The following is a 21,054-nucleotide window of genomic DNA, read 5'->3' as shown; positions in this document are numbered from 1 at the left end:
TCCTGCGAATATTTTTTTATTTTGAAAGAAGTATCTCTACGAGCTGTGTACTGCAACCCGACAGATCCGCTTCCTTTTTGCTGTTAAACCTTGCACCTACAGACATGTAATCAATCTTATAAGGCGCAATAAATGTAGTCTTGTCCTCTGTAATGATAACATGCTTATTCTTATATTTCTTTAAGATATCCTTGTCAGGTGCCTTTCTTTCACTGTCTACAAGCTTGTCTGTAAGCGTGTATCCTGCTTTCTCTGCTTCTTTAACGGTTCCGTAAAAAAGAACTTTACCATTAAACTTTTTATAATCGTCCGGGCTGTCATATGTCATAACAACCTTAATCTTTGATGTCTCTTCGTCTTTCTCAACTGATTCAACAGTAATTCTCTCACCAAGGCACTCTTCGTTATATGCTTCAACCCTTGCAGAATTACCAATATCAAACTCTTCCTGACTGTAATTCTCTCCGGCAAAATCATCATAGATTACACTTGTGATGTTCCCTTTGCTGTCAATCTTAATTGACGTAATGTCCTTTTTCTCTTCTCCGCATCCTGCGAGCACAACGAAAATAGTTGCAGTCATGAAAACAACGGCTATCTTCTTCATTTTATTAAGTCGAAATGTATTAACCTGCATAGTTGTGCTGATGCCCTCCTTTTCTATAAATTAAACTGTTTTTCTAGCAAACAAATGATATTATATCCAAATAGTATTTTTTTTTTCAATACTAACGCACATTATACAGACTCTCAAGCATTTCAAGGCTTTTGAGAGGTTTGTCAATAAACCTTTTCCTGTAATCTGCGGTAATCTCCTCAAGTTCCGAAAGCACTTCTTCAGAAACATCAAATGAGTACAGTTTCTTAAGCGGACTTGTCGCTATGTAATTAACCGTATACACTGTGGAGTCCAGAAATCTCCTGTCTGTAGGAATTCCGGGAAATTCTCCTTCTATGCAAAGAGCCTTTATTTCATAGATGCATCTGACAAGACTGTTCCTGATCTTTTCATTCAAAAGAGCTCTGAGTGAAATATACAAAAGATTCAAAAGTTCTTTATCCTCATTGTTTTCTCTTGTATAAAAAGAAGCTATCTCAAGAAAAAAGGTGCCATAGCAGGCACCTTCCAGATCTTGTCTAAAACCTTCAAAGTAATTTTCTATGTCCGCTTCGACGATCGTGTAAGAATTCCTTCCGGCAAACAGTTTAAACGTTCCGAAGCAAAAAGGCTCAACGCTTCCTGCCAGCTTACTTCCGGGCTTTCTTGCATTTCTGGCAAAAGCAGTTATCTTGCCTCTGTCAGCCGTAAACACAGTTGCCACCCAGTCATAATCTCCGACGGGAGAATGCTTTATGACCATGCCTTTTACATTTACCAATTCTTCCATATGACGGTTACCATTTTCTCAGTTAATGCCTTTGACATCATATCCAAAACTCTTAAGCTGAGTCTTGTCATCTCTCCAGTCTTTTCTGACTTTGACCCACAACTGAAGATTTACTTTGATCCCCACAAGTTCCTCAATATCTCTTCTGGCGGTCGATCCGATCTTCTTAAGCATCGCTCCGCCTTTTCCGATAACTATTCCCTTGTGTGAATCTCTCTCACAGATGATCGTAGCCTCAATATCCATGAGTTCTTTGTCTTCACGTTCCCTCATTCGCTCAACCGTAACGGCGATTCCGTGAGGTACCTCATCTTTCATAAGCCTGAGCGCCTTCTCTCTGATGATTTCAGCAACAATCTGTCTTTCAGGCTGATCCGTAAGAGTATCCTCATCGTAAAAAGGTGGTCCCACGGGAAGAAACTCTTTTATCGCATTCATAACCTCATCGACATTTATTCTGCGAAGTGCCGCGGTATGAACAATCTTGGCAAAATCCATCTGACTCTTATACGCGTCTTCAAATTTTGAAAGGCTGTCTTTTTCCACCGTATCGATCTTATTTATAACGAGTATGACCGGTTTCCTGCACTTCTTAAGTTCCTCGATAATGCCCTTCTCACCGGCACCGATAAAGGTACTCGGCTCAACAAGCCACAAGACCACATCAACTTCTTCAAGAGTGCTCTTTGCAACCTTTGTCATATATTCACCAAGTTTATTCTTGGTCTCATGAATACCCGGTGTATCCAGAAAGATCATCTGACACTGTTCATCCGTAAAAACAGTCATTATCTTGTTTCTGGTAGTCTGGGGCTTACATGAAGTTATTGCGATTTTCTGCCCGATCATCTGGTTCATGAGCGTCGATTTTCCGACATTCGGACGTCCGATAAGCGCTATGTACCCGGTTTTAAAATTATTCTCCATCATTACCTTCTGTTTTCTTCTCAGTAGTTACTACTGTTTTTACCTGCTTCTTTTCTCTGTATTTCTTGACACATATCCAGATCACAGCAACGAATATCGCAAGGAAAAGCAGCTGCGGAATGTGTATCACAAACCAGATAATGAATTCCTTTATGCCATGTCCCACAGATTTAAAGCTTTCAACGAATCCTTCGCCCATTCTTGCAAATGCACCTTTTTCTTCAACAGGCGTATACTTTGCAACTTCTTCAAGACTGAGATTCACCGTGCTGTAATCGACCTGATTGTCAAAGGTACGAAGCTGGGATTCCATGTTCTCAAGCTGATATCTTACCTGCGAAAGTCTGTCCTGAACAGCGATGATATCTTCCACCGACTGAGCGGATTCAAGTATCTTAAGTAGACTTTCTTCCTCGGTCAAAAGAGCTTTCTTCTTGCTCTCAAGATCGACGTACTGAAGTGTTACATCTTCAACGTTTGTCGACTTGCTTGTGATATTATACGCATCACCCAGACTGTCCACAAAACTTCCAAGCTTATCCGCGGGAACTCTTATAACAAAATTGGCGTTTCTTTTCGAATCATTGTAGTTCTTGTCGTATGAGCTTCCGTTGTAGATGTCACTTGACTCGATATATCCGCCAAGCTCACCCACTTTCGCTTCTACCGCCTTGAGCGCCTCGTCAAAATTATCAGTTTCGGCGCCGATATTCATCGTTGTGATAAGTTTCCTCGATGTATCGACCGCAGCCTCGGGATTTTCCTGCGCTGCTTCACCGCTTGCCTCCGCGCTTTCCTCTACTTCGAAAGGCGCCGCATCGGCATTTTCATCAACAGCTGCATCTTTTGTAAAAAACTCAGTACTGCCGGAAGCTTTTGGGCTTACCGGACCGGGCGCATGCAACTTTGATGAGCCCGATGAACTTTCCGAAGAACTTCCGCATCCCACAGATGTCAAAACCAATAAAGTCACACATGCGAAAATAACAAATACTTTCTTTCCAATAAATCTTTTTCTCATATTTTTACCCATGTGTGCATAAGCACAAAATCACTTATTTACAAGCTGCTCAATATTATCAAACAGATCCTTTTCCGAATCGATCTTATCCGAACTTCCTATTACGCATAGGCACTTATCTTCCATAAATGCATCAACATACTTGCTAAGTCCCCTTATCGTCTCCTTTGTCGTTCCAAGAAGCTCATCTCTGTTGCGCTGGATATTCTCCATCTTAGCATTGCAAAGATATGCTGAAAGTCCGTAAGTTCCCTTTGCTGCCGGAGTCTTAGGCGTATCGAGATCAGAAATGGCTCCGATAATGTATTTAAGGATAACCTTCTCATCCTCATCGAAGTTTTTCAGATATTCTGATGCCTTCTCAAAAACATCGATACTGTTCTTAAGATTCGGATCTCTGTATGTTACAAACGCAGAATCACCGTTCTTTGCATAGCTGCTCATACATCCGTACGCTCCGCCGATCACTCTTATATTCTTCCAAAGATAATCATATCCCATCATAACCTTGAGAACACGAAGTGCCCCGTTGTACTTAAGCCCCTTGGATGCAAAATTTCCGGCACGGCACACGTACTGAACCTGTCCGGCCGTCTTGAACGCCTCATTTCTTTTGCATGTCTCAATCTCGAACTTAACCTTTTCATAGTCATCTGTGAAAAGAGAATCGGCAAACAGCTTACTTTCTTCGGCAATTCCCGCATACTCTTTATCCGTGCAGGTTACGTCAACCAAAAGATTTTCTGCCCTGAATATAGCTTTGCAAAGCTCTTTAAGCTTATCGGATATCTCTTTTGCCCCTTCCGGAGTTTCAATCTCTGAAAGAAGTCCCTCAAGATGCCTTAAATATCCGATTCCGCCGGTCCTGTCAGAAACAGCCGCAGCAGGCGAAACATAAGACATAGCTCTTACAGCACTTGTCTGATGTCCGGCAGCTGCAAGATCCGACTGAAGTCTTGCGTACTGCTCGCCAAAAATCTCCTTAAGTCTCTTAACATCACCAAGCATAGTCTTAGTAAGAATCTCTTTTACAAGCTCAAATGCGTAATGCAGATTCTCATGTAAAACCTTTACGCTTATTTCAAGAGTTGTCTTAAATTCAGAAACGTCGTCCGCATCCGTATATGTGCTGATTGATCCTGTGATACCGCCCGTTTTGATATTGATCTCATTAAAAAGATCACCGTAACTGTAATTCTCGGTATCCATCATTCCAATTACTTTTTTAAGCACGGAAACATATGGAATAAGCTTCGCATCTAGATTTTTTAAGTCAAAAACAAAGGTCAGATAAACAATTCCGTTAGTAAAGATATTATGGAAAAGGATATCGACTCCGTTCTCTTCTTTTTTCTCATAAATAAATTTATCAGATTCTTTCTTAAGATCTTTAAGCTCAAGAACCGGTATCTTTTCAAGATCTTCGGGTGAGTCCGGAGCATCCTGATACTCCTTAAGATCTGCCGTATACTTCACGATCTCAGAGATCTCATCCTTTGAAAGAGAAGCCTTGTAATCGGCAAGTTTCTTTTTAAGCTCCTCATCCTTTTTATCCGTAAGCCCCGGAACGGGCTCAAGCATAAGAATAGTCCTGTGAGGATTATCCAAAAGATATTTCTCGATAAGTTCCTCGAAGTATCTTCCCTGAACTTCCTTCTTAAGCTCAGCAAATGTGGCATTTGCTTCAACATTTATCCAAGGTCTGTTGTCATCATAGAGCCAGCTGTCAAAAACCTGAAGTCCGTATAACAATCCCTTAGGATATCTTCCGAAATCAGCCTCTCTGTACTTGAACTCATCATAATTAAGTCCTGCCAAAAGAGCCTTCTTATCAATTCCGTTTGTCGCCTGCTCTTTAAGCACAGATCTGATAATCTCTACAAATTCGTCCTTCTGAGATGCATCGGCATTCTTTGCGATAATGGAAAAAACAGGCTGCTGTATTCCATTGTCGTATTCGCTGTAAACGTCCTGTCCGATTCCTTTTTCTATAAGAGCCTTCTTGATCGGAGCCCCGGGTGCGGAACAAAGCGCATAATCCAAAATATCAAAAGCAATATAAAGCTTTTTATCAAGAGTAGAGCCCACACTGCAATTGTATGAGAGATAAGTGTTCTTATCGATTTTCTCTTCGGAAAGGATCGAATAAGGCTTAACTATCTCCTTAGGCTCTTTAAACGCTTCCTGTCTTTCTATCTTAGAGTCAACATCAAGACTATCAAATCTTGAAAGATAATTCTTATCGATATAATCAAGTTTCTCCGCTACATCCATATTTCCGTACAGGTAAATATAGCTGTTTGAGGGATGATAATATTTTCTGTGAAAATCAAGATAATCTTCATAAGTAAGAGACGGGATGTCATCCGGGTCACCACCCGACTCCATTCCGTATGTAATGTCGGGATAAAGAGAATTCTGTATTTCTCTTGAAAGCACATCATCCGCAGATGAAAATGCTCCCTTCATCTCATTGTAAACGACTCCGTTTATTGTAAGCTCGGAGTCGTCATTTTCCATTTCATAATGCCAGCCTTCCTGGCTGAATATTTTATCTGTCTTGTAGATATTGGGATAAAAAACCGCATCCAGATATACATCCATCAGATTCTGGAAATCAGCATCATTGCAGCTTGCAACTGGATAAACGGTCTTATCCGGGAATGTCATTGCGTTTAAAAAAGTATTAAGTGACCCTTTGGCAAGTTCCAAAAACGGGTCTTTTATAGGGTATTTCTCAGATCCACAAAGCACCGTGTGCTCAATGATATGAGCAACACCGGTGGAGTCCTTGGGCGGAGTTCTAAAGCCTATGGCAAATACCTTATTCTCTTCATCATTTGAAAGAATGGCAACTCTCGCCCCGGTCTTCTTGTGTCTCATTAAATAACTATCTGAGTTAAGATCGTCAATATGTCTCTTTTCGACGATCTCATATGCGGATAAATTTTCTATGTTCATCAATCAGCCTTCCTTAAATGTCAAAATCGTCTCCGGAACTGAAGTCAAAGTCGAAATCAGTCTTTGAGCCGGCAGCACTTACTTTAACAGTCTCTTTATTATTTCTGTTTATCGAGATTGTGCCGTTATATTCAGGCATCTTCATTCTGGGCTCGGCACTTCTGCCATCGGAAGCATCTGCCTCAGTTTCTTTCGGAAGAACCATTCCCTCGGGAACAAAGCGGATATTCTTCTTTTCTTCGCGTGCGCGAATTCTCCTTATGCGCTCTTGCTCACGACGGGCTCTTGCTTCCTCTTCTTCCTGCTCCTGACGTTTTCTTTCCTCAGCAAAGAACTTTTCTTCCTCTTCGATGATCTTTCTTTCGCGTTCTTCCTGCTCACGACGTTCTCTCTCGAGTTCCTCTTCCTCACTGAGTTCTTCTTCACGTTCAGCCTGTTCGCGCTGCTGTCTCTCGCGTTCCTCACGTTCAGCCTGTTCGCGCTGCTGTCTTTCGCGTTCTTCACGCTCTGCCTGCTCGCGCTGCTGTCTCTCACGTTCTTCACGCTCTGCCTGCTCACGCTGCTGTCTTTCGCGCTCTTCACGCTCTGCCTGCTCGCGCTGCTGTCTCTCGCGTTCCTCACGCTCTGCCTGCTCGCGCTGCTGTCTCTCACGTTCTTCACGCTCTGCCTGCTCGCGCTGCTGTCTTTCGCGTTCTTCACGCTCTGCCTGCTCGCGCTGCTGTCTCTCGCGTTCTTCACGCTCTGCCTGCTCGCGCTGCTGTCTCTCGCGTTCTTCACGCTCTGCCTGTTCACGGCGCTGTCTCTCAAGCTCAAGTCGCTCGCGTTCTTCCTGCTCACGTGCAAGTCTTTCACGTTCCTCACGTTCTGCCTGCTCACGACGCATTCTTTCGCGTTCTTCACGTTCACGCATCATTCTTTCACGCTCTTCGCGTTCACGCATGATTCTCTCGTGTTCCTCGCGCTCTGCCTGTTCGCGAAGCTGTCTTTCACGTTCTTCACGAAGTGCCTGTTCACGCTGCTGTCTCTCACGTTCTGCCTGCTCGCGAAGTGCCTGCTCACGCTCTTCTTTCTCGATCAGCCTTGCGCGTTCTTCCTGTTCGCGAAGAATCTGAGCGCGCTGCAATCTGATACGATCCTGCTGTTCACGCTGAATTCTGGCAAGTTCTTCCTGCTCTTCTCTTGCACGCATTGCTCTTGCCTGTTCTTCAAGTTCACGCTGACGTATCTCTTGTTCCTGCTGTTCACGCGGTTTCTTTCTGCGCTCTTCTATTTCACGGAATTTATTTTCACGATCTTCAGGTACACTAAGCTCAACTTCAGGTTCCATGGTTGCTTCAAAAAGAAGTCGCTCGCGTTCTGCCTGCTCACGAAGCATTCTTGCACGCTGCAATCTGATACGTGCTTCCTGTTCACGCTGAACTCTTGCCTGTTCTTCCTGATTCTCCTGTTCACGCTGACGCCTTATGCTCTCTTCCTGCTCACGCATAACTCTCTCGAGAGCTTCCTGTTCACGTTGTAATCTTTCTCTTTCTTTTCGATCACGTAATATCTTTTCACGTGTTCCCTGTTCAAGTGCCAATCTTTCCTGTTCCTCCTGCGCTTCTTGCTCTCGCTGAATACGAGCAAGCGCTGCACGTTCGTGGAGCATTCTGGCTCTTGCCTCCTGCTCACGAAGGATCCTTTCACGTACTGCTTGTTCACGCGCAAGTCTTTCCTGTTCTTCGCGCTCTGCCTGTTCACGCTGAAGCTTTTCCTGCTCCATACGCTCTTCCTGCTCACGCTGCTGTCTTTCCTGTTCCTCGCGTTCTGCCTGCTCACGCTGTAATCTTTCCTGTTCTTCCCGTTCAGCCTGCTCGCGACGCTGTCTTTCGAGTTCTTCCTGCTCACGAAGAATTCTCTCACGTTCTTCTTCCTGCTCACGTCTGATTCTGTCTTGCTCTTCCTGTTCGCGGCGCTTTCTGACAAGTTCCTCCTGTTCACGGAGAATTCTTTCACGCTCTTCGCGCTCTTCCTGCTCACGCTGAAGTCTTTCCTGCTCTTCGCGCTCTTCCTGCTCACGCTGAAGTCTTTCCTGCTCTTCACGTTCTGCCTGTTCGCGCTCAAGTCTCTCCTGCTCTTCGCGTTCTGCCTGCTCGCGCTCGAGTCTTTCCTGCTCTTCGCGTTCTGCCTGCTCGCGCTCGAGTCTTTCCTGTTCTTCGCGTTCTGCCTGCTCACGCTCAAGTCTTTCCTGTTCCTCGCGTTCTGCCTGCTCGCGCTCGAGTCTTTCCTGCTCTTCGCGTTCTGCATCTTCACGCTCAGCCTGTTCAAGATCTTCCTGCTCGGGTTCTTCATCTTCGGCAGCATCCATGTCTCGTCTGAATTTACCCTGCTTTGCTCTCTCACGAAGGATCTTTGCACGTTCTTCTATGTCACGACGCTCCAATTCACGAGCTTCTTCTTCCTGTTCACGACGTTCTTTGTCATCTTCCTGCTCGAGAAGCTCCTTTGCGCGTTCTTCAACGGCTTCATTTTCAGCAAGTTCTCTTTCACGAACTTTTTCCACATCAATCTGCTGTGTGCGCTGATCGTCCTCGCGCTCTGCCTGCTCACGCTCTCTTTCGCGCTCTTCACGTTCTTCCTGTAAGCGCATTCCTCTTTCTCTGGCAAGCTGCTCACGGCGCTCACGACGTTCTCTTGCGCGTTCTTCTCTTTCACGGCGCTTTTTCTCACGAAGCTCTTTTTCATAAGCTCCGCCTCTGTCCATGATTTCTCCCTCGCCCATAAGTTCGCCGGTCATAAATCCTTCTCTTCGGTCGGTAGCACGACGATTGCGGGCAGCAAGAGAATTGTCACCATGATTTCCAAAGCCGCTCATCTCGGAAGCCTTCTTATATGCATAGTTGTTCTCGGGATTTGATTCTTCCTCTTCTTCCTCTTCCTCGATGATATCGGTCTCCTTTTTGGGACCCTGAGAAACAAGCATGGCTACACACGCAAGAATAAAGCCATAGTAAACGGTTACTACATACTGAGAGATCATCCTGGTCTCACCAAGACTTGGCTGCATCACAAAGAGAAAGATCATTCCAAAAAGCCATGGGATTATATTGTCTGCGTCTTTACTTCTTAAGTATCCGGCAAAAACAGCTGACATTATAACAACCGTGATCAGGTACGCAAGCTTATTTTCCGAATATATGAAGAAAGGTTTAATAGCTCCCACTTCATGGAAATAATATGACATCCATTTAGAAAATACAACACCTACATGTCCGATACCGGCTTCCTGTATCATCATGATAAGGAAGGTGAACAGCGTTCCGCCAAGTACGACCAGCAGACTCTTTCCGCCATTCGCAAGACTTCCTTCCGCCATGAACAATACCGAGATAAGTAACGGGAAGACCGCAACAAAAGTTCCGGCATCGACATAACCCATAAATCCAACCGTTACTCCCGCCAGGAAGAACAGTATCATAAACGCCGGTCCCTTACATTCCACGGTATATATCTGCTTCAGATAACGAATTACAACATAAATCTCGATACCGAACATAACATAAAAGATTCTGTCCGTGTTGAGCTCTTTATCTGCAAATGTCTTAAGAAATGCGGGCATAAAAGATACATAACCAATGTAAACAATAGATGCTATCGGCCCTAAAAGAAGTTTTACCGCAGAACCTGTGAACATTATGAAAACACACGCAAGAAACGCTTCATAAACATACACGGTCTCTGACATATTTCCGGTAAATATCATAAAGAATCCAAGAAGTTTGGAATAAGTAATGGACAAAAGATCCTGTTCGTACGAAACGCTGTCGGATCCAACTATCGCATTGTCAAGTAAAGACGTATTTCCCGTAAAGATCGGTTCACCCACCGCAATAGTCCTGTATCTGTAAACAAATGCAGCAATAATGAGGCAGACAACGGCAACTTTATAAAAAATCTCAAAACCTTTTTTGTGAGTATATCTGTACAATTTGACGCTGTCGAACACCTTACCGGCCAGTAACGCGACCGCATTAGTCCAGATAATTCCCAATGTGGAAAAGATTAATGTGAATCCAAGTCTGTTTGAGGCAGGAAAAAGCCCTAAAAAATAGCCTGAACAACCAACCATCACCGCATTAAAGAGTATGAATAAAAGCCATATGCACAATGTCGGTATTTTTCGTCTCAGTTTCATTCTTTAGGACTCCCCTCATTTTATTCCCATCATAATCTTTAATTATTCTTCAGGCTCTTCCCAGTTGTGATATACAGCCTGAACGTCGTCATCTTCATCAAGAAGATCGAGTATTCTCTGAAGATACTTAACAGTATCGGGGTCTGTAACAGATACATAATTTTGAGGAATCATTGTTACTTCCGCTGATGCTGTCTCGATGTTTTCTTTGCTGAGAGCTTCTACAACAGCCTGGAAATTCTCAGGAGTTGTAAGTATCTCATAGCTGTCTTCCTCTTCGTTGAAATCATCTGCTCCCGCATCAAGAACAAGCATCATGAGATCGTCTGAAGACATCTTGCATTCTTCCTTGTCGATAAGAATCTGTCCCTTATTATCGAACATATAAGATACACATCCGGGAGTGCCGACATTTCCGTTTCCCTTTGTAAATGCACTCTTTACGTTAGCTGCAGTTCTGTTCTGGTTGTCTGTGAGTGCCTCAACAATGATGGCTGTTCCGCCGGGGCCGTATCCTTCGTATGTGATGCTCTTGTAGTCAACTCCACCTTCTGCGCCGGAAGCTTTCTTGATACCTCTTTCGATAGTATCGTTAGGCATGTTGTTTGCTTTTGCCTTTGCAATGACCGTTGCAAGCTTGAAGTTGTTTGACGGATCCGGACCTCCCTCCTTAACGGCAACCGCTATTTCTCTACCGATAATAGTAAAAATTTTACCCTTTGCCGCATCATTCTTTTCTTTCTTGTGCTTGATGTTAGCAAATTTTGAATGTCCTGACATATAAAATTCCTTTCATTACTCATATATAAACTATTTTGCTAATTCCGAATCTTTCACGCTTTCTGCTTCCTCTTCTTTTGGAAGTTTCTTCATAAGTACGCTCTGTACCATATGATTTCCAACGGAAAGAATCGTGAAACTATAGCCATCCACTTCGACGCTGAATTCGTCGTCTTCCTCCGGTATTCTGTCGAGCTTTGATATCAGAAATCCGTTCAAAGTTTCAAACTCCGACTCACCGAAAGACATCTCAAATTTCTTTTCAAGTGCCTCAATAGGCGCTGTGCCCTCTACAATAAACTCATCCCTGTTCTTGGTCGGTTTTATGAAATTCTCATCTTCGTCATATTCATCCATGATATTTCCGACGATCTCTTCAAGAATGTCCTCCATGGAAACAAGTCCCGCAGTCTGACCATACTCATCGATGACCACAACCATCTGCGTTTTGGACGATTGCATATTATGGAAAAGAGAATCAATATTCCGGGTCTCCGGAACAAACTTGGGCTGGCGAAGAAGTCCTTTTATCTTCCTGATCGGAAGATCCTTTTCTTTTTCCTCGGACAACTTCTTCATTGCATCACGTATATGCATGATGCCGATTATATGATCGATATCGTCAAGGTAAACCGGGAATCTGGAATTGTTGGTATCCATCATGAATCCAACAGCTTCTTTAAGGGTCATATTTGCATCAATGGCAACCATGGCGTTCCTGTTGGTCATAATATCCTGAGCTTCTTTGTCGGAAAACTCAAAAATATTGGATATCATATCGGCCTCTGTTTCCTGAAGAACGCCCTGCTCCTGGCCTTCCGAAACCATCGAGATGATTCCTTCCGTGGTTACATCGGTGAGATTCTCATCTCCCCTTACACCAAAAAGATACAAGACCGTTCCGGAGATTGCTCTGATAACCACAACAAAAGGAGTCACCAGAAATCTCATAAACGCCACCGGATAATAGCATGCCACCGCCCATTTTTCGGGACATCTGACAGCAAGGCGCTCAGGTATCCTTACGCCAAAGCTCATTGTAAGAAGCAATATAACCGCACCGGTCAAACAATATGTAAAACGGGTCGCAATAAAGGATTCACTAAGATCCAAAACATATGCGATATACCGTCCGATATCTCTTGTAACAAATCCTCCGAGAACCATGTTCACTGCTGCCGCAAAAACATTCATGGCTCTTATATGTTTCTCGGGGCTCTTCATGATATTAAGAAGTCCCGAAGCAACTTTATCTTTGTTCTCACGACTTTTCTTTTCAACATCCTCTTCTTTGACGCGGGTTATCGCTGCATCAAATCCGAAAACGAAGATATCTGCTATAAGAACAGCCGCGAGTAAAAGAAAACTGGCAGAAGGCAAGCCTTCGTCCATAATCAGCCCTCCTGATACGCGATTGATTAAAATAAACCTAAAACCTCAAATTAAAATATACCACATTTTAGCATAATGTACTATATATAATTCCGACAATATTAGCTAAAATGCTTCTTTACCTTATCATACTGTACATTTATCTCCTGTAATGCTCCGTTATCGCCATCCATGTTGTCGGGATGGTAGAGTTTTACAAGACTTTTATACTTTCGCTCTGCGCTTTCCCTGCTCTTACAGCCGGCAAAGAAATCAAATGTCTGTGAACCCGCCGCAGCTACCTCAGGTTCTCTTTCATAGCCGTAAGATTCATCTTCCTCCTCTTCTTCATAGTATTCGTCTTCATAATAGTCTTCTTCATGGTACTCTTCTTCATAATACTCATTCCCCGAATAATCATCCGCATAATCTGCGTCGCCGTATGCATCACCATATGGCTCATCATAGCGCGAATCTTCGTATCCGGCGTCATCGTATCGCGAATCGTCATACCTCTCATCATATCCGCGGTCATAACGTACTCTCTCATCGTAATACTCATGTCTTCTTCGGCGGATTATGCAGTCATCGTCAGGATAGCGGTCGGCGCTGTCATCATAAAAAACTCCTGCCTTCCTGCTCTCTTCTGTTATTCGCATTTTCAGCGGCTTCGGCATTTCTTTCTTTTTTCCACTGCGCATACTCTCTGGTAAAATGTCTTTTACCCGCATCGGGAAACAATCTGTAATACCTGTTCTGCATCACGCTCATAAAGCCTTTTCCCAATACCGCAAATCCCACGTAGAAAGCCATGTCAGCCGCGACGGCAAAAAGCAGGATCTTTCCGTAAGAAAAAAGCACGGTTATCCCAAGAATAACGCCCACAACGGGAGCAAGCAGAACAAAGCTTAAAACAAGCAAAATGACAAACGAAAATGTTCCCTTATATTTGCCTATTTCACCCTTCCACCAGGTCACAAGTTCATTGTAAAAATATCCGACTTCAGAATTTCCGATCTTCAAAAAATCCTGTGCAGTCTGTTCAAGTCTCTCGTTTGATAAAGCATCCGTGGAAATCTTATCGGGGCCGGCACTCCCCGAAAGTAAAAGAAATGTATTAAGACAATATAATCCGCAGAACACAACAGCAGTCACAGGTAACACGCAATACAGGTATTTAAGTAAGCCAAAAAACAGCTTAAGAAACCATGTAAGCATGGATAAAAAAGCCTTAAGCGCGGTTATGGCAAGACCCAATATCGCATTGGCTGCTGTAGTCAGAATAGATATCATAAAATAAACTCCCTTGCAAAACTTCTATGAAAATTTTATACGAAATACGTACCCATGTCGAGTGTCCGCCTTTTTGATAAAGAAAAAAGAGAGCCGTAAAAAAGGCTCTCTAAACAAAAAATATTTTTTAATTCATGCTTAAATATATACTCTGGGAACTCTGTGGTTAATATCGCAGGTAAGTTCATAATTAAAGCGTCCGCTTAAGTTTCCAAGCATCTCAGCCGAGATCTCTTCACCGGAAACAGGATCTTTTCCGAGAAGAACAACTTCGTCTCCCTCTTTTGCATCAGGAATATCCGTTACATCGACCATAAACTGATCCATGCATACTCTTCCGAGAATATTTGCGCGATGCCCTTTTATAAGAACATAGCCCTTATTTGAAAGGCTTCTTGGATATCCGTCTCCGTATCCGACAGGTATTGTGGCAATACGCGTCGCGCTGTCGGTAACAAAGGTTCCGCCGTAGCTTACCGGCGTTCCCTCAGGAACATCCTTTATCATTACTATATGGCTTACAAGCTCCATAGCCGGCTTAAGATCAATAATATCCTTCGCAACTTCATCCGAAGGCCACATTCCGTAGATTGTAACGCCCGCTCTTACCATATCCATGGAAGATTCGGGAACCGCAATGATGCTTGCGGAATTTGCGCAGTGATGGATCGGTATCTTTTTACCTGCGGCAGCCTCTGCACTCTTTACAAACTCAGCAAAGATCTGTTCTCTTTCTTTTACATTGGAAAGATCCTTCTCATCGGCTCTCGCAAAATGGGTAAATATACCTTCAACCTCAATACCGCTTACTTCAAATGCTTTTTTGACAAACTCTTCTCCGCTCTTGTCATGACGGATTCCTATCCTTGACATTCCGGTATCAACAGCGATGTGTATCGGAGCAGGATGCTTAATCACGCCCGACTTCATAAGTCTTTCTGCGCAATCTCCCAGCTCTTTTAACATATCTTCCCTAAATACCGCGGGCCTTATTCCCAAAGAAAGCATTTTCTCATATGCATAAGGGAATGTGTAACCAAGCACCAGTATCGGCTTTTTGATTCCGTTCTCTCTGAGGTCAAACGCCTCCTCTGCCGTCGCAGTCGCATATCCCCAGATATAATCTTTATTTTCCAAAAAATTGGCAATTCTCAAAGCGCCGTGTCCGTACGCATCCGTCTTGATGACAGCCATGATCCTGACTCCGTCCGGGATATTGTTCTTCATCGCTTCAAGATTATATTCTATTGCACCAAGGTCTACTCTTGCGCAGACCCTTGAATTCTCATCATACATTTCCATTCCATCCGTTTTTCAATTCAAAATATTCTCAAGTTCATCCACTATGTCGGAAGCAACCATCGAAAGCTTTCCATGACGAGCAGCCGCCAGATCGCCCGCAGCCCCGTGCAGATACGCTCCTATGCAGGCGCATTCAAAAGAACTAAGTTCCGTTCCCACAAGAGCTCCAAGCACGCCCGAAAGCACATCTCCGCTTCCCGCGGTTGCCATGCCGTCATTTCCGCTTATATTAATATAAATCTTTTTTTCGTTACTGTCACTAACAACGCTTCGCGCATCCTTACAAATGACCGTACAATGAAGTTCTTTGGCAAGTTCTTTTGGATAAAAGAGAATATTCCTCTTACACTCCTTAATATCCCTTCCAAAAAGTCTTGCAAATTCAGCAAGATGAGGCGTAAGGATAAGCTTTTTGCCGTTTCTTCCAAAGTCACCCGCAAGACGCCTAAGTTCCTTATCGGCTGCAATAAGATTAAGTCCGTCCGCATCAACAACAAGGTTCTTGTCATATCTTGAAAGAACGATTTTAAGGATCTCAGCGCCCCTACCGGTCATCCCGATTCCCGGGCCCACAACCGCTGCCGTCGACCAGTTCATCGCATCTTCAAGCTTCTCCGAAACAGGTTCATAGTCCTCATATGTATCAATAAGGGCTTCCGGAATAACAGTCTTTATGACTTCCGCATTTTCAGAAGCCGTAAACACCTTTACCATCCCTGCTCCGGCCTTAAGGCACGCTCCCGCGCTAAGCGCACATGCTCCGCTTATTTCCTTCGAGCCGGCAATTATAAGGATTTTTCCGTTTGTTCCCTTATTTGAATACTTTTTTCTCTCGGGCAAAAGAGCTGTAACTTTCTCGTCATAAAAGAAATATTCCGGAGTGTTTCCGCAAAAGCTTTCTTTTGTAATTCCGGCATCGCAGACAACAAGCTTGCCAGTATATTCGCATCCGGGATACAGAATATGTCCCAGTTTTACGCAGTTAAACGTAACAGTTTCATCAGCTTTTACACAAAGAGAACAGATCCTTCCGTCATCAGCATTTATCCCCGAAGGAATGTCGACAGACACAACAAAAAGATCTTCTCTTCTGTCTTTTTTGCAATCATTGATATAGTCGATAGCCTCGGCATAACTTCCCGTAATATTTCTGGAAATCCCTATACCAAACAATGCATCTACTATAATATCCCATTCAGCAGGGCTTTTGTTGTCTCTTATATTGGAAAAAGTGTCAGCATTGATTCCGTAATTTGCCGCGATCTTAAGTTGCTTCAGGCACAGGTCGCTGCACTTAGTCATATCACCGACTACCACAAGCTTGACTCTTATGCCCCTTTGTTTTAAAAGCCTCGCGGTACAAATGCCGTCTCCGCCGTTATTTCCGACTCCGGCAAAAACAAGCGCTGTGTACTTTCTGTCTGCGTTTTTGGAAGAAATATGTTTTTCAATCTCATCAGCAACGCAAAGAGACGCTCTTTCCATCAAAATCTCAGTGCTCACTCCGAAGACCTCCGAAGTATTTCTGTCATATCTTTTCATCTCATCGCTTGTCACCGCATACTTCATAGCTTATCTCCCCTTTGAAAAAAGCTGCCATCAGGCAGCTTTTTAAATCAATTATGATGTGTAATCCTTGTCATTGCCTGCAAGAGGCCTGCGGATAGGATGTCTTCTGTCCGGATCGTATTTCATATCGAATATTTCAATAACTTCCGGCCCAAAGATCTGATGCATATAGGAATAAAGATTATAATTTTCCATCTCCGCCTGTTGCATGAGAACTATATTCTTCTTAAGTTGCACTCTGAAATCCGAAACCCATTTATCAAGTTCCGTGATGTACTCGGTATTATCATGAAGTCTCTCATAGCAAACCTTCATCGTTTCGATCATCAGCTCGTAATCGGCTTCATATATCTTTTTCGAAAGATCCCTGAGTTCATCATCGTAGGATTCGATTCTCTCGTTGCAGTCATTGATAAGTCTTGTTCTGTCTTCAATTTTTTTCTCGATAGCAGATGAATCACCCGCTTTATTGGCTTCGTCCCTAAGGGGCACAATCTCACCAAGAAGCTTTTTCTTAACCTTCTTAAGGTCCTTGGTCTCACTGCGCAACTTCCCGTCACGCTCGACAAGTGCATTCAATTCATCCGCAAGATTCGAGATCTCCGGTGTCATTTCCGTCTGCGTAAAAAGCTGGTGCCATTTGTTATCCAGCGTCAAAATGGGAATATTCTTTCCCTGTAACGCAGACATATAAGCTTCTTTGTCTTTTGCCATTAGTTTTTCTCACCTGAGTTAAACATTTTTTCCTGACCTGTTTATATTATACGATAATTTCATCAAACTGTCAGATAAATGTACATTTTCTACCACAATATAGTCAGGCACCTCGAGATCGACGTGTGCAAAGTTCCAGATGGCTTTAATTCCACACTTGCATAGTCTGTGAGCCATCGGAACTGCCTGATCCTTCGGAATGGTCAAAACAGCTATCTCTATTTTATTGTTTTTTACAAAATCTTCTACTTCATCGATCGGACGAACTTCCACATCTCTTATCTTTGATCCGAAAAGATCGGGGTTACAATCAAATGCTCCTTTGAAAACAAATCCTCTTCTTGTAAAATTCGTGTAACCCGCGATTGCCTTGCCGAGATGTCCGGCTCCGATAATAACAAGGCTGTGTTCCTTGTCTATTCCCAAAATCTTACTGATCTCGTCATAGAGATAACCTACGTTATAACCATATCCCTGCTGACCAAAACCACCAAAATTATTAAAATCCTGCCTTATCTGAGAAGCAGTGACTTTCATGATGTCGCTAAGCTCTTGAGAAGATATTCTCTCAACACCTTTCTCCTTGAGATCTCCCAAATATCTGAAATAACGCGGAAGTCTGGAAATGACCGCCTGAGAAATTTCCTTATCTGCCATATTCTGCTCCTTTATTATGTATTATTTTTAACTGAAATAATTCTTAGAATTCTCTTTTAAACAATAGTATAGATTGTTAAGGATTATACAAAATAATTATATCTGTGCGTTAAATCTATGTCAATCGGATAAAGCCACATATTCCGCAAAAACAGCTGATTTACCGCGCCATTTACTTTAATAGTGAAATCATATATTATTCAATACGAATTACATCTATTGATAATAAAGAAAGTTGAGGATAAATCATGTCATATAAAGATTATATGGTACGCGCAACCGCAGCAGATGCGCAGATAAGAGCTTTCGCTGCAACAACAAGAGATCTTGCCGAATACGGAAGAAAAGCACACAACCTCTCTCCCATTGCCGCAGCGGCACTCGGACGTCTTATGACAGGCACTGTAATGATGGGAACAATGATGGATAACGATCAGGACCTCATAACCGTAAAGATGGACGGTGACGGTCCTTTAAAAGGAGTTCTTGCAACAGCCGACAGGTTTGGTAATGTTAAGGGTTATGTTACAAATCCTTATGTTGTCATGGAACCAAATGCGGCCGGACATTTAAATGTAGGAGGCGGAATCGGCGAAGGTACTCTCACCGTTATCAGGGATATGGGGTTAAAAGAGCCCTATGTCGGCCAGGTTCCTCTGTATACCGGAGAAGTTGCCGAAGATCTCACATACTATTTTACCAAGTCTGAACAGACTCCTTCTTCAGTCGGACTCGGCGTTCTTGTTGAAAGAGAGAATCTTTCCGTTATCGCCGCAGGCGGATTTATCATCCAGCTTCTGCCCTTCGCTTCCGAAGAAGTAATATCAAAGCTCGAGGAAAATCTTACAAAATTCTCTTCGGTTACTGATATTCTCAAGGCCGGAAAGGCTCCCGAAGATTTACTTAACATAATTCTCGAAGGCTTCGATATAGAGATCACAGATAAAATTGATTTAAATTTTTTCTGCAATTGCGACAAAGACAGGGTTGAAAGAGCCCTTATGTTAATTGGCCGAAAAGAGCTTCAGGAGCTGATTGACGATGGAAAACCTATAGAATTATGTTGTCATTTTTGTAACAAAAAATATATCTTTAAAACGTCTGAACTCCTTGAAATTCAAAGAAATTTGAAATAACACCTTTTATAAAAACAGATTATGCGTTATACTATTGCTTAGATGTTAGTAACATTTTACTAACAAAGTTACAGGGGTTTTAACAAAGGAGGTAATAGTATGACAAGACACACTGTAAAAAAATCGCGTGCCATCAGGACCGTCATGTCCTTAACTCTGGCATCGACTATCTTTCTGACTTCCGGTATAGGTGCAGCCGTTGCACATGCCGGAGGAAAAGAAGGTGTACATATAAATAACACTTCTGGTGTAGCCAGTATCAATGATTTCAAAAAGCTTGTAGAAGAAGGAAAGGATATGTCCGATAAAACAGTTATCCTTTCAACCAATGATGCACAATGTAATTTCGATAAATATCCTTATGTTGCATCTCTTAAGAACTTTTTTGAAGATAGCTTGAAGTCTGATGTTGTTCTTATCGACACAGGTGATTTCTGTGAAGGTAAAGATATGGAAAAATTTTGGAGTGCCAACGGTGGTGCTCAGTGCATGAACACTTACGATAACGATTATGCCGCTTTCCTTGCAATGAATGAAGCCGGCTATGATTTTGCTAATTTCGGAAATTACGGATTCAACTACGGATCCGATATAAATACAAACAATTATTTTGATTCAGGTTGCAGCATTGTTAATTTCGACTGTGCCGACAAGGCAATGAATGCTGCTTGCAAAGGCAAAGGAAAGGATTTCTCACAGTCATCCGATTGCTTCTCAAGCATTATGAAGCAAAACAGCCTTTGTGACAACAGCTTCATGTATGACTGTGCTAATTCAGACATGAAGATCGGCTTCTTCGGATTGCCCGAATATGAAGCTTTAGGAAACTATGACTTATCCAAGAATTCTGAATGGTATACTTGCGCCGAACAACAGGCTCAGAGTCTTAAGGAAGATGGTGCCGACCTTGTTATCTGCATGTCCCAGCTTGGCTTGGGTGATGCTCTTAAGGGTGGCAGCGGAATCTTTAATCTGCTTGGCAATTTATTCGGCCTTGGCGGAAAGAGTGCCTCAAAGGGTGCATCCAAGGGCGGATCAGGCATGGATTTCATCGATCTTCTTCTCGACGGTTGCTCTCTCTTCGCTGAAGGCGAAAGCGCTCTGCCCCTTAAGTTAGCTGATATGCTTCTTCGTAATATCGGTGTAACAATTCTTGATAACAACAGCAAGTCTATCGAAGATAATTTCCTCTTCTCTCTCGATGACATCATCAAGAACCTTGGTGGTGATTCAAACATCTCCAAGTTCGTAAGTGATATGATCGGTGGATTTGGTTTCAACCTCTTCGGCGATGCTGATTGCGACTTCGATTGCGATTGGGATTGGGATTACAACAGCTGCACAGGAAAGACCAACGGCAAGTCAACACCTCAGCCCAAGCCTTCACCACAGCCTAAATGCGGTGACACACCTCAGCCTCAGCCCAAACCTTCACCACAGCCAAAGCCCACTCCACAACCTAAGGGTGGCACATCCACTCCAAAACCGGACGGAGCCGCTGCACCTAAGGGTGAAACAGTTCCCGCTAAACCGGACGGAGCTGCTGCACCTAAGGGTGAGACTGTTCCGGCTAAACCTGACGGAGCTGCCGCTCCTAAGGCTGAAACCGTTCCCGCTAAGCCCGACGGAGCACCTGCCCCTCAGTATCAGCAGAACAGCAAGTCATTATTTGACGAATTATTCCCTGAAGAAGAGGATGATGATTTCTTCTGGTTCTAATTTTCGAATAAAAAAGTTTTAATATATATCGAACCACTTCTT

General features: G+C 43.2%; 16 protein-coding genes. 2 read left to right on the top strand and 14 right to left on the bottom strand.

The annotated features are described in order from the left end of the window. Nucleotides 1-16: 16 nt before the first annotated feature. The 14 genes from CD00_RS0102695 to CD00_RS0102630 form a co-directional block, all read right to left on the bottom strand. Nucleotides 17-607, bottom strand: coding sequence for a hypothetical protein (locus tag CD00_RS0102695; RefSeq protein WP_207640439.1), 591 nt, complete (start codon nucleotides 605-607; stop codon nucleotides 17-19). A gap of 121 nt (nucleotides 608-728) precedes the next feature. Continuing rightward, nucleotides 729-1,388, bottom strand: a complete 660-nt coding sequence (gene recO / locus CD00_RS0102690; protein ID WP_026654500.1) for a DNA repair protein RecO — start codon at nucleotides 1,386-1,388, stop codon at nucleotides 729-731. Nucleotides 1,389-1,406: 18 nt separating this feature from the next. Continuing rightward, on the bottom strand, nucleotides 1,407-2,315 hold the full coding sequence (era, locus tag CD00_RS0102685) for a GTPase Era (protein WP_026654499.1): 909 nt from the start codon (nucleotides 2,313-2,315) through the stop codon (nucleotides 1,407-1,409). Continuing rightward, nucleotides 2,305-3,336, bottom strand: coding sequence for a DUF4349 domain-containing protein (locus CD00_RS16975; RefSeq protein WP_051199187.1), 1,032 nt, complete (start codon nucleotides 3,334-3,336; stop codon nucleotides 2,305-2,307). The genes era and CD00_RS16975 overlap by 11 nt, the downstream gene beginning before the upstream one ends. Before the next feature lie 30 nt (nucleotides 3,337-3,366). After that, nucleotides 3,367-6,297, bottom strand: coding sequence for an insulinase family protein (locus CD00_RS0102675; RefSeq protein ID WP_026654497.1), 2,931 nt, complete (start codon nucleotides 6,295-6,297; stop codon nucleotides 3,367-3,369). A gap of 13 nt (nucleotides 6,298-6,310) precedes the next feature. Beyond that, nucleotides 6,311-10,471, bottom strand: coding sequence for a hypothetical protein (locus CD00_RS19035; RefSeq protein WP_026654495.1), 4,161 nt, complete (start codon nucleotides 10,469-10,471; stop codon nucleotides 6,311-6,313). A gap of 42 nt (nucleotides 10,472-10,513) precedes the next feature. Then, nucleotides 10,514-11,251: a YebC/PmpR family DNA-binding transcriptional regulator gene (locus CD00_RS0102665; RefSeq protein WP_026654494.1), complete on the bottom strand. Its 738-nt coding sequence runs from the start codon at nucleotides 11,249-11,251 to the stop codon at nucleotides 10,514-10,516. A gap of 30 nt (nucleotides 11,252-11,281) precedes the next feature. Then, a complete protein-coding gene (locus CD00_RS0102660) occupies nucleotides 11,282-12,643 on the bottom strand; it encodes a hemolysin family protein (protein WP_026654493.1) in 1,362 nt (453 codons plus the stop codon). A 101-nt stretch (nucleotides 12,644-12,744) separates the two neighbouring features. Next, nucleotides 12,745-13,281, bottom strand: a complete 537-nt coding sequence (locus CD00_RS0102655) for a hypothetical protein (protein ID WP_026654492.1) — start codon at nucleotides 13,279-13,281, stop codon at nucleotides 12,745-12,747. Beyond that, nucleotides 13,238-13,915 (bottom strand): hypothetical protein, encoded by a 678-nt coding sequence (locus CD00_RS0102650; RefSeq protein WP_026654491.1) that lies wholly within the window; start codon nucleotides 13,913-13,915, stop codon nucleotides 13,238-13,240. The genes CD00_RS0102655 and CD00_RS0102650 overlap by 44 nt, the downstream gene beginning before the upstream one ends. Nucleotides 13,916-14,053: 138 nt before the next feature. Next, nucleotides 14,054-15,211, bottom strand: coding sequence for an alanine racemase (gene alr / locus CD00_RS0102645; protein WP_081811818.1), 1,158 nt, complete (start codon nucleotides 15,209-15,211; stop codon nucleotides 14,054-14,056). Between the two features lie 18 nt (nucleotides 15,212-15,229). Beyond that, nucleotides 15,230-16,786, bottom strand: a complete 1,557-nt coding sequence (locus CD00_RS0102640) for an NAD(P)H-hydrate dehydratase (RefSeq protein ID WP_026654488.1) — start codon at nucleotides 16,784-16,786, stop codon at nucleotides 15,230-15,232. A 51-nt stretch (nucleotides 16,787-16,837) separates the two neighbouring features. Next, nucleotides 16,838-17,500, bottom strand: a complete 663-nt coding sequence (locus tag CD00_RS0102635; RefSeq protein WP_026654487.1) for a hypothetical protein — start codon at nucleotides 17,498-17,500, stop codon at nucleotides 16,838-16,840. Nucleotides 17,501-17,518: 18 nt separating this feature from the next. Further along, on the bottom strand, nucleotides 17,519-18,157 hold the full coding sequence (locus CD00_RS0102630; RefSeq protein ID WP_026654486.1) for a redox-sensing transcriptional repressor Rex: 639 nt from the start codon (nucleotides 18,155-18,157) through the stop codon (nucleotides 17,519-17,521). 248 nt (nucleotides 18,158-18,405) lie between these two features. Between CD00_RS0102630 and hslO the strand changes: the two genes are divergently transcribed. Together hslO and CD00_RS0102620 are read left to right on the top strand one after the other, a co-directional pair. Continuing rightward, a complete protein-coding gene (gene hslO, locus CD00_RS0102625) occupies nucleotides 18,406-19,293 on the top strand; it encodes an Hsp33 family molecular chaperone HslO (RefSeq protein ID WP_026654485.1) in 888 nt (295 codons plus the stop codon). A gap of 99 nt (nucleotides 19,294-19,392) precedes the next feature. Further along, nucleotides 19,393-21,012, top strand: coding sequence for a hypothetical protein (locus CD00_RS0102620; protein WP_026654484.1), 1,620 nt, complete (start codon nucleotides 19,393-19,395; stop codon nucleotides 21,010-21,012). Nucleotides 21,013-21,054: the final 42 nt, after the last annotated feature.

The sequence above is a fragment of the Butyrivibrio sp. AE3003 genome (genome assembly GCF_000686065.1).
Lineage (GTDB): Bacteria > Bacillota > Clostridia > Lachnospirales > Lachnospiraceae > Butyrivibrio > Butyrivibrio hungatei_A.
This window is presented reverse-complemented; position numbering and strand designations above follow the sequence as displayed.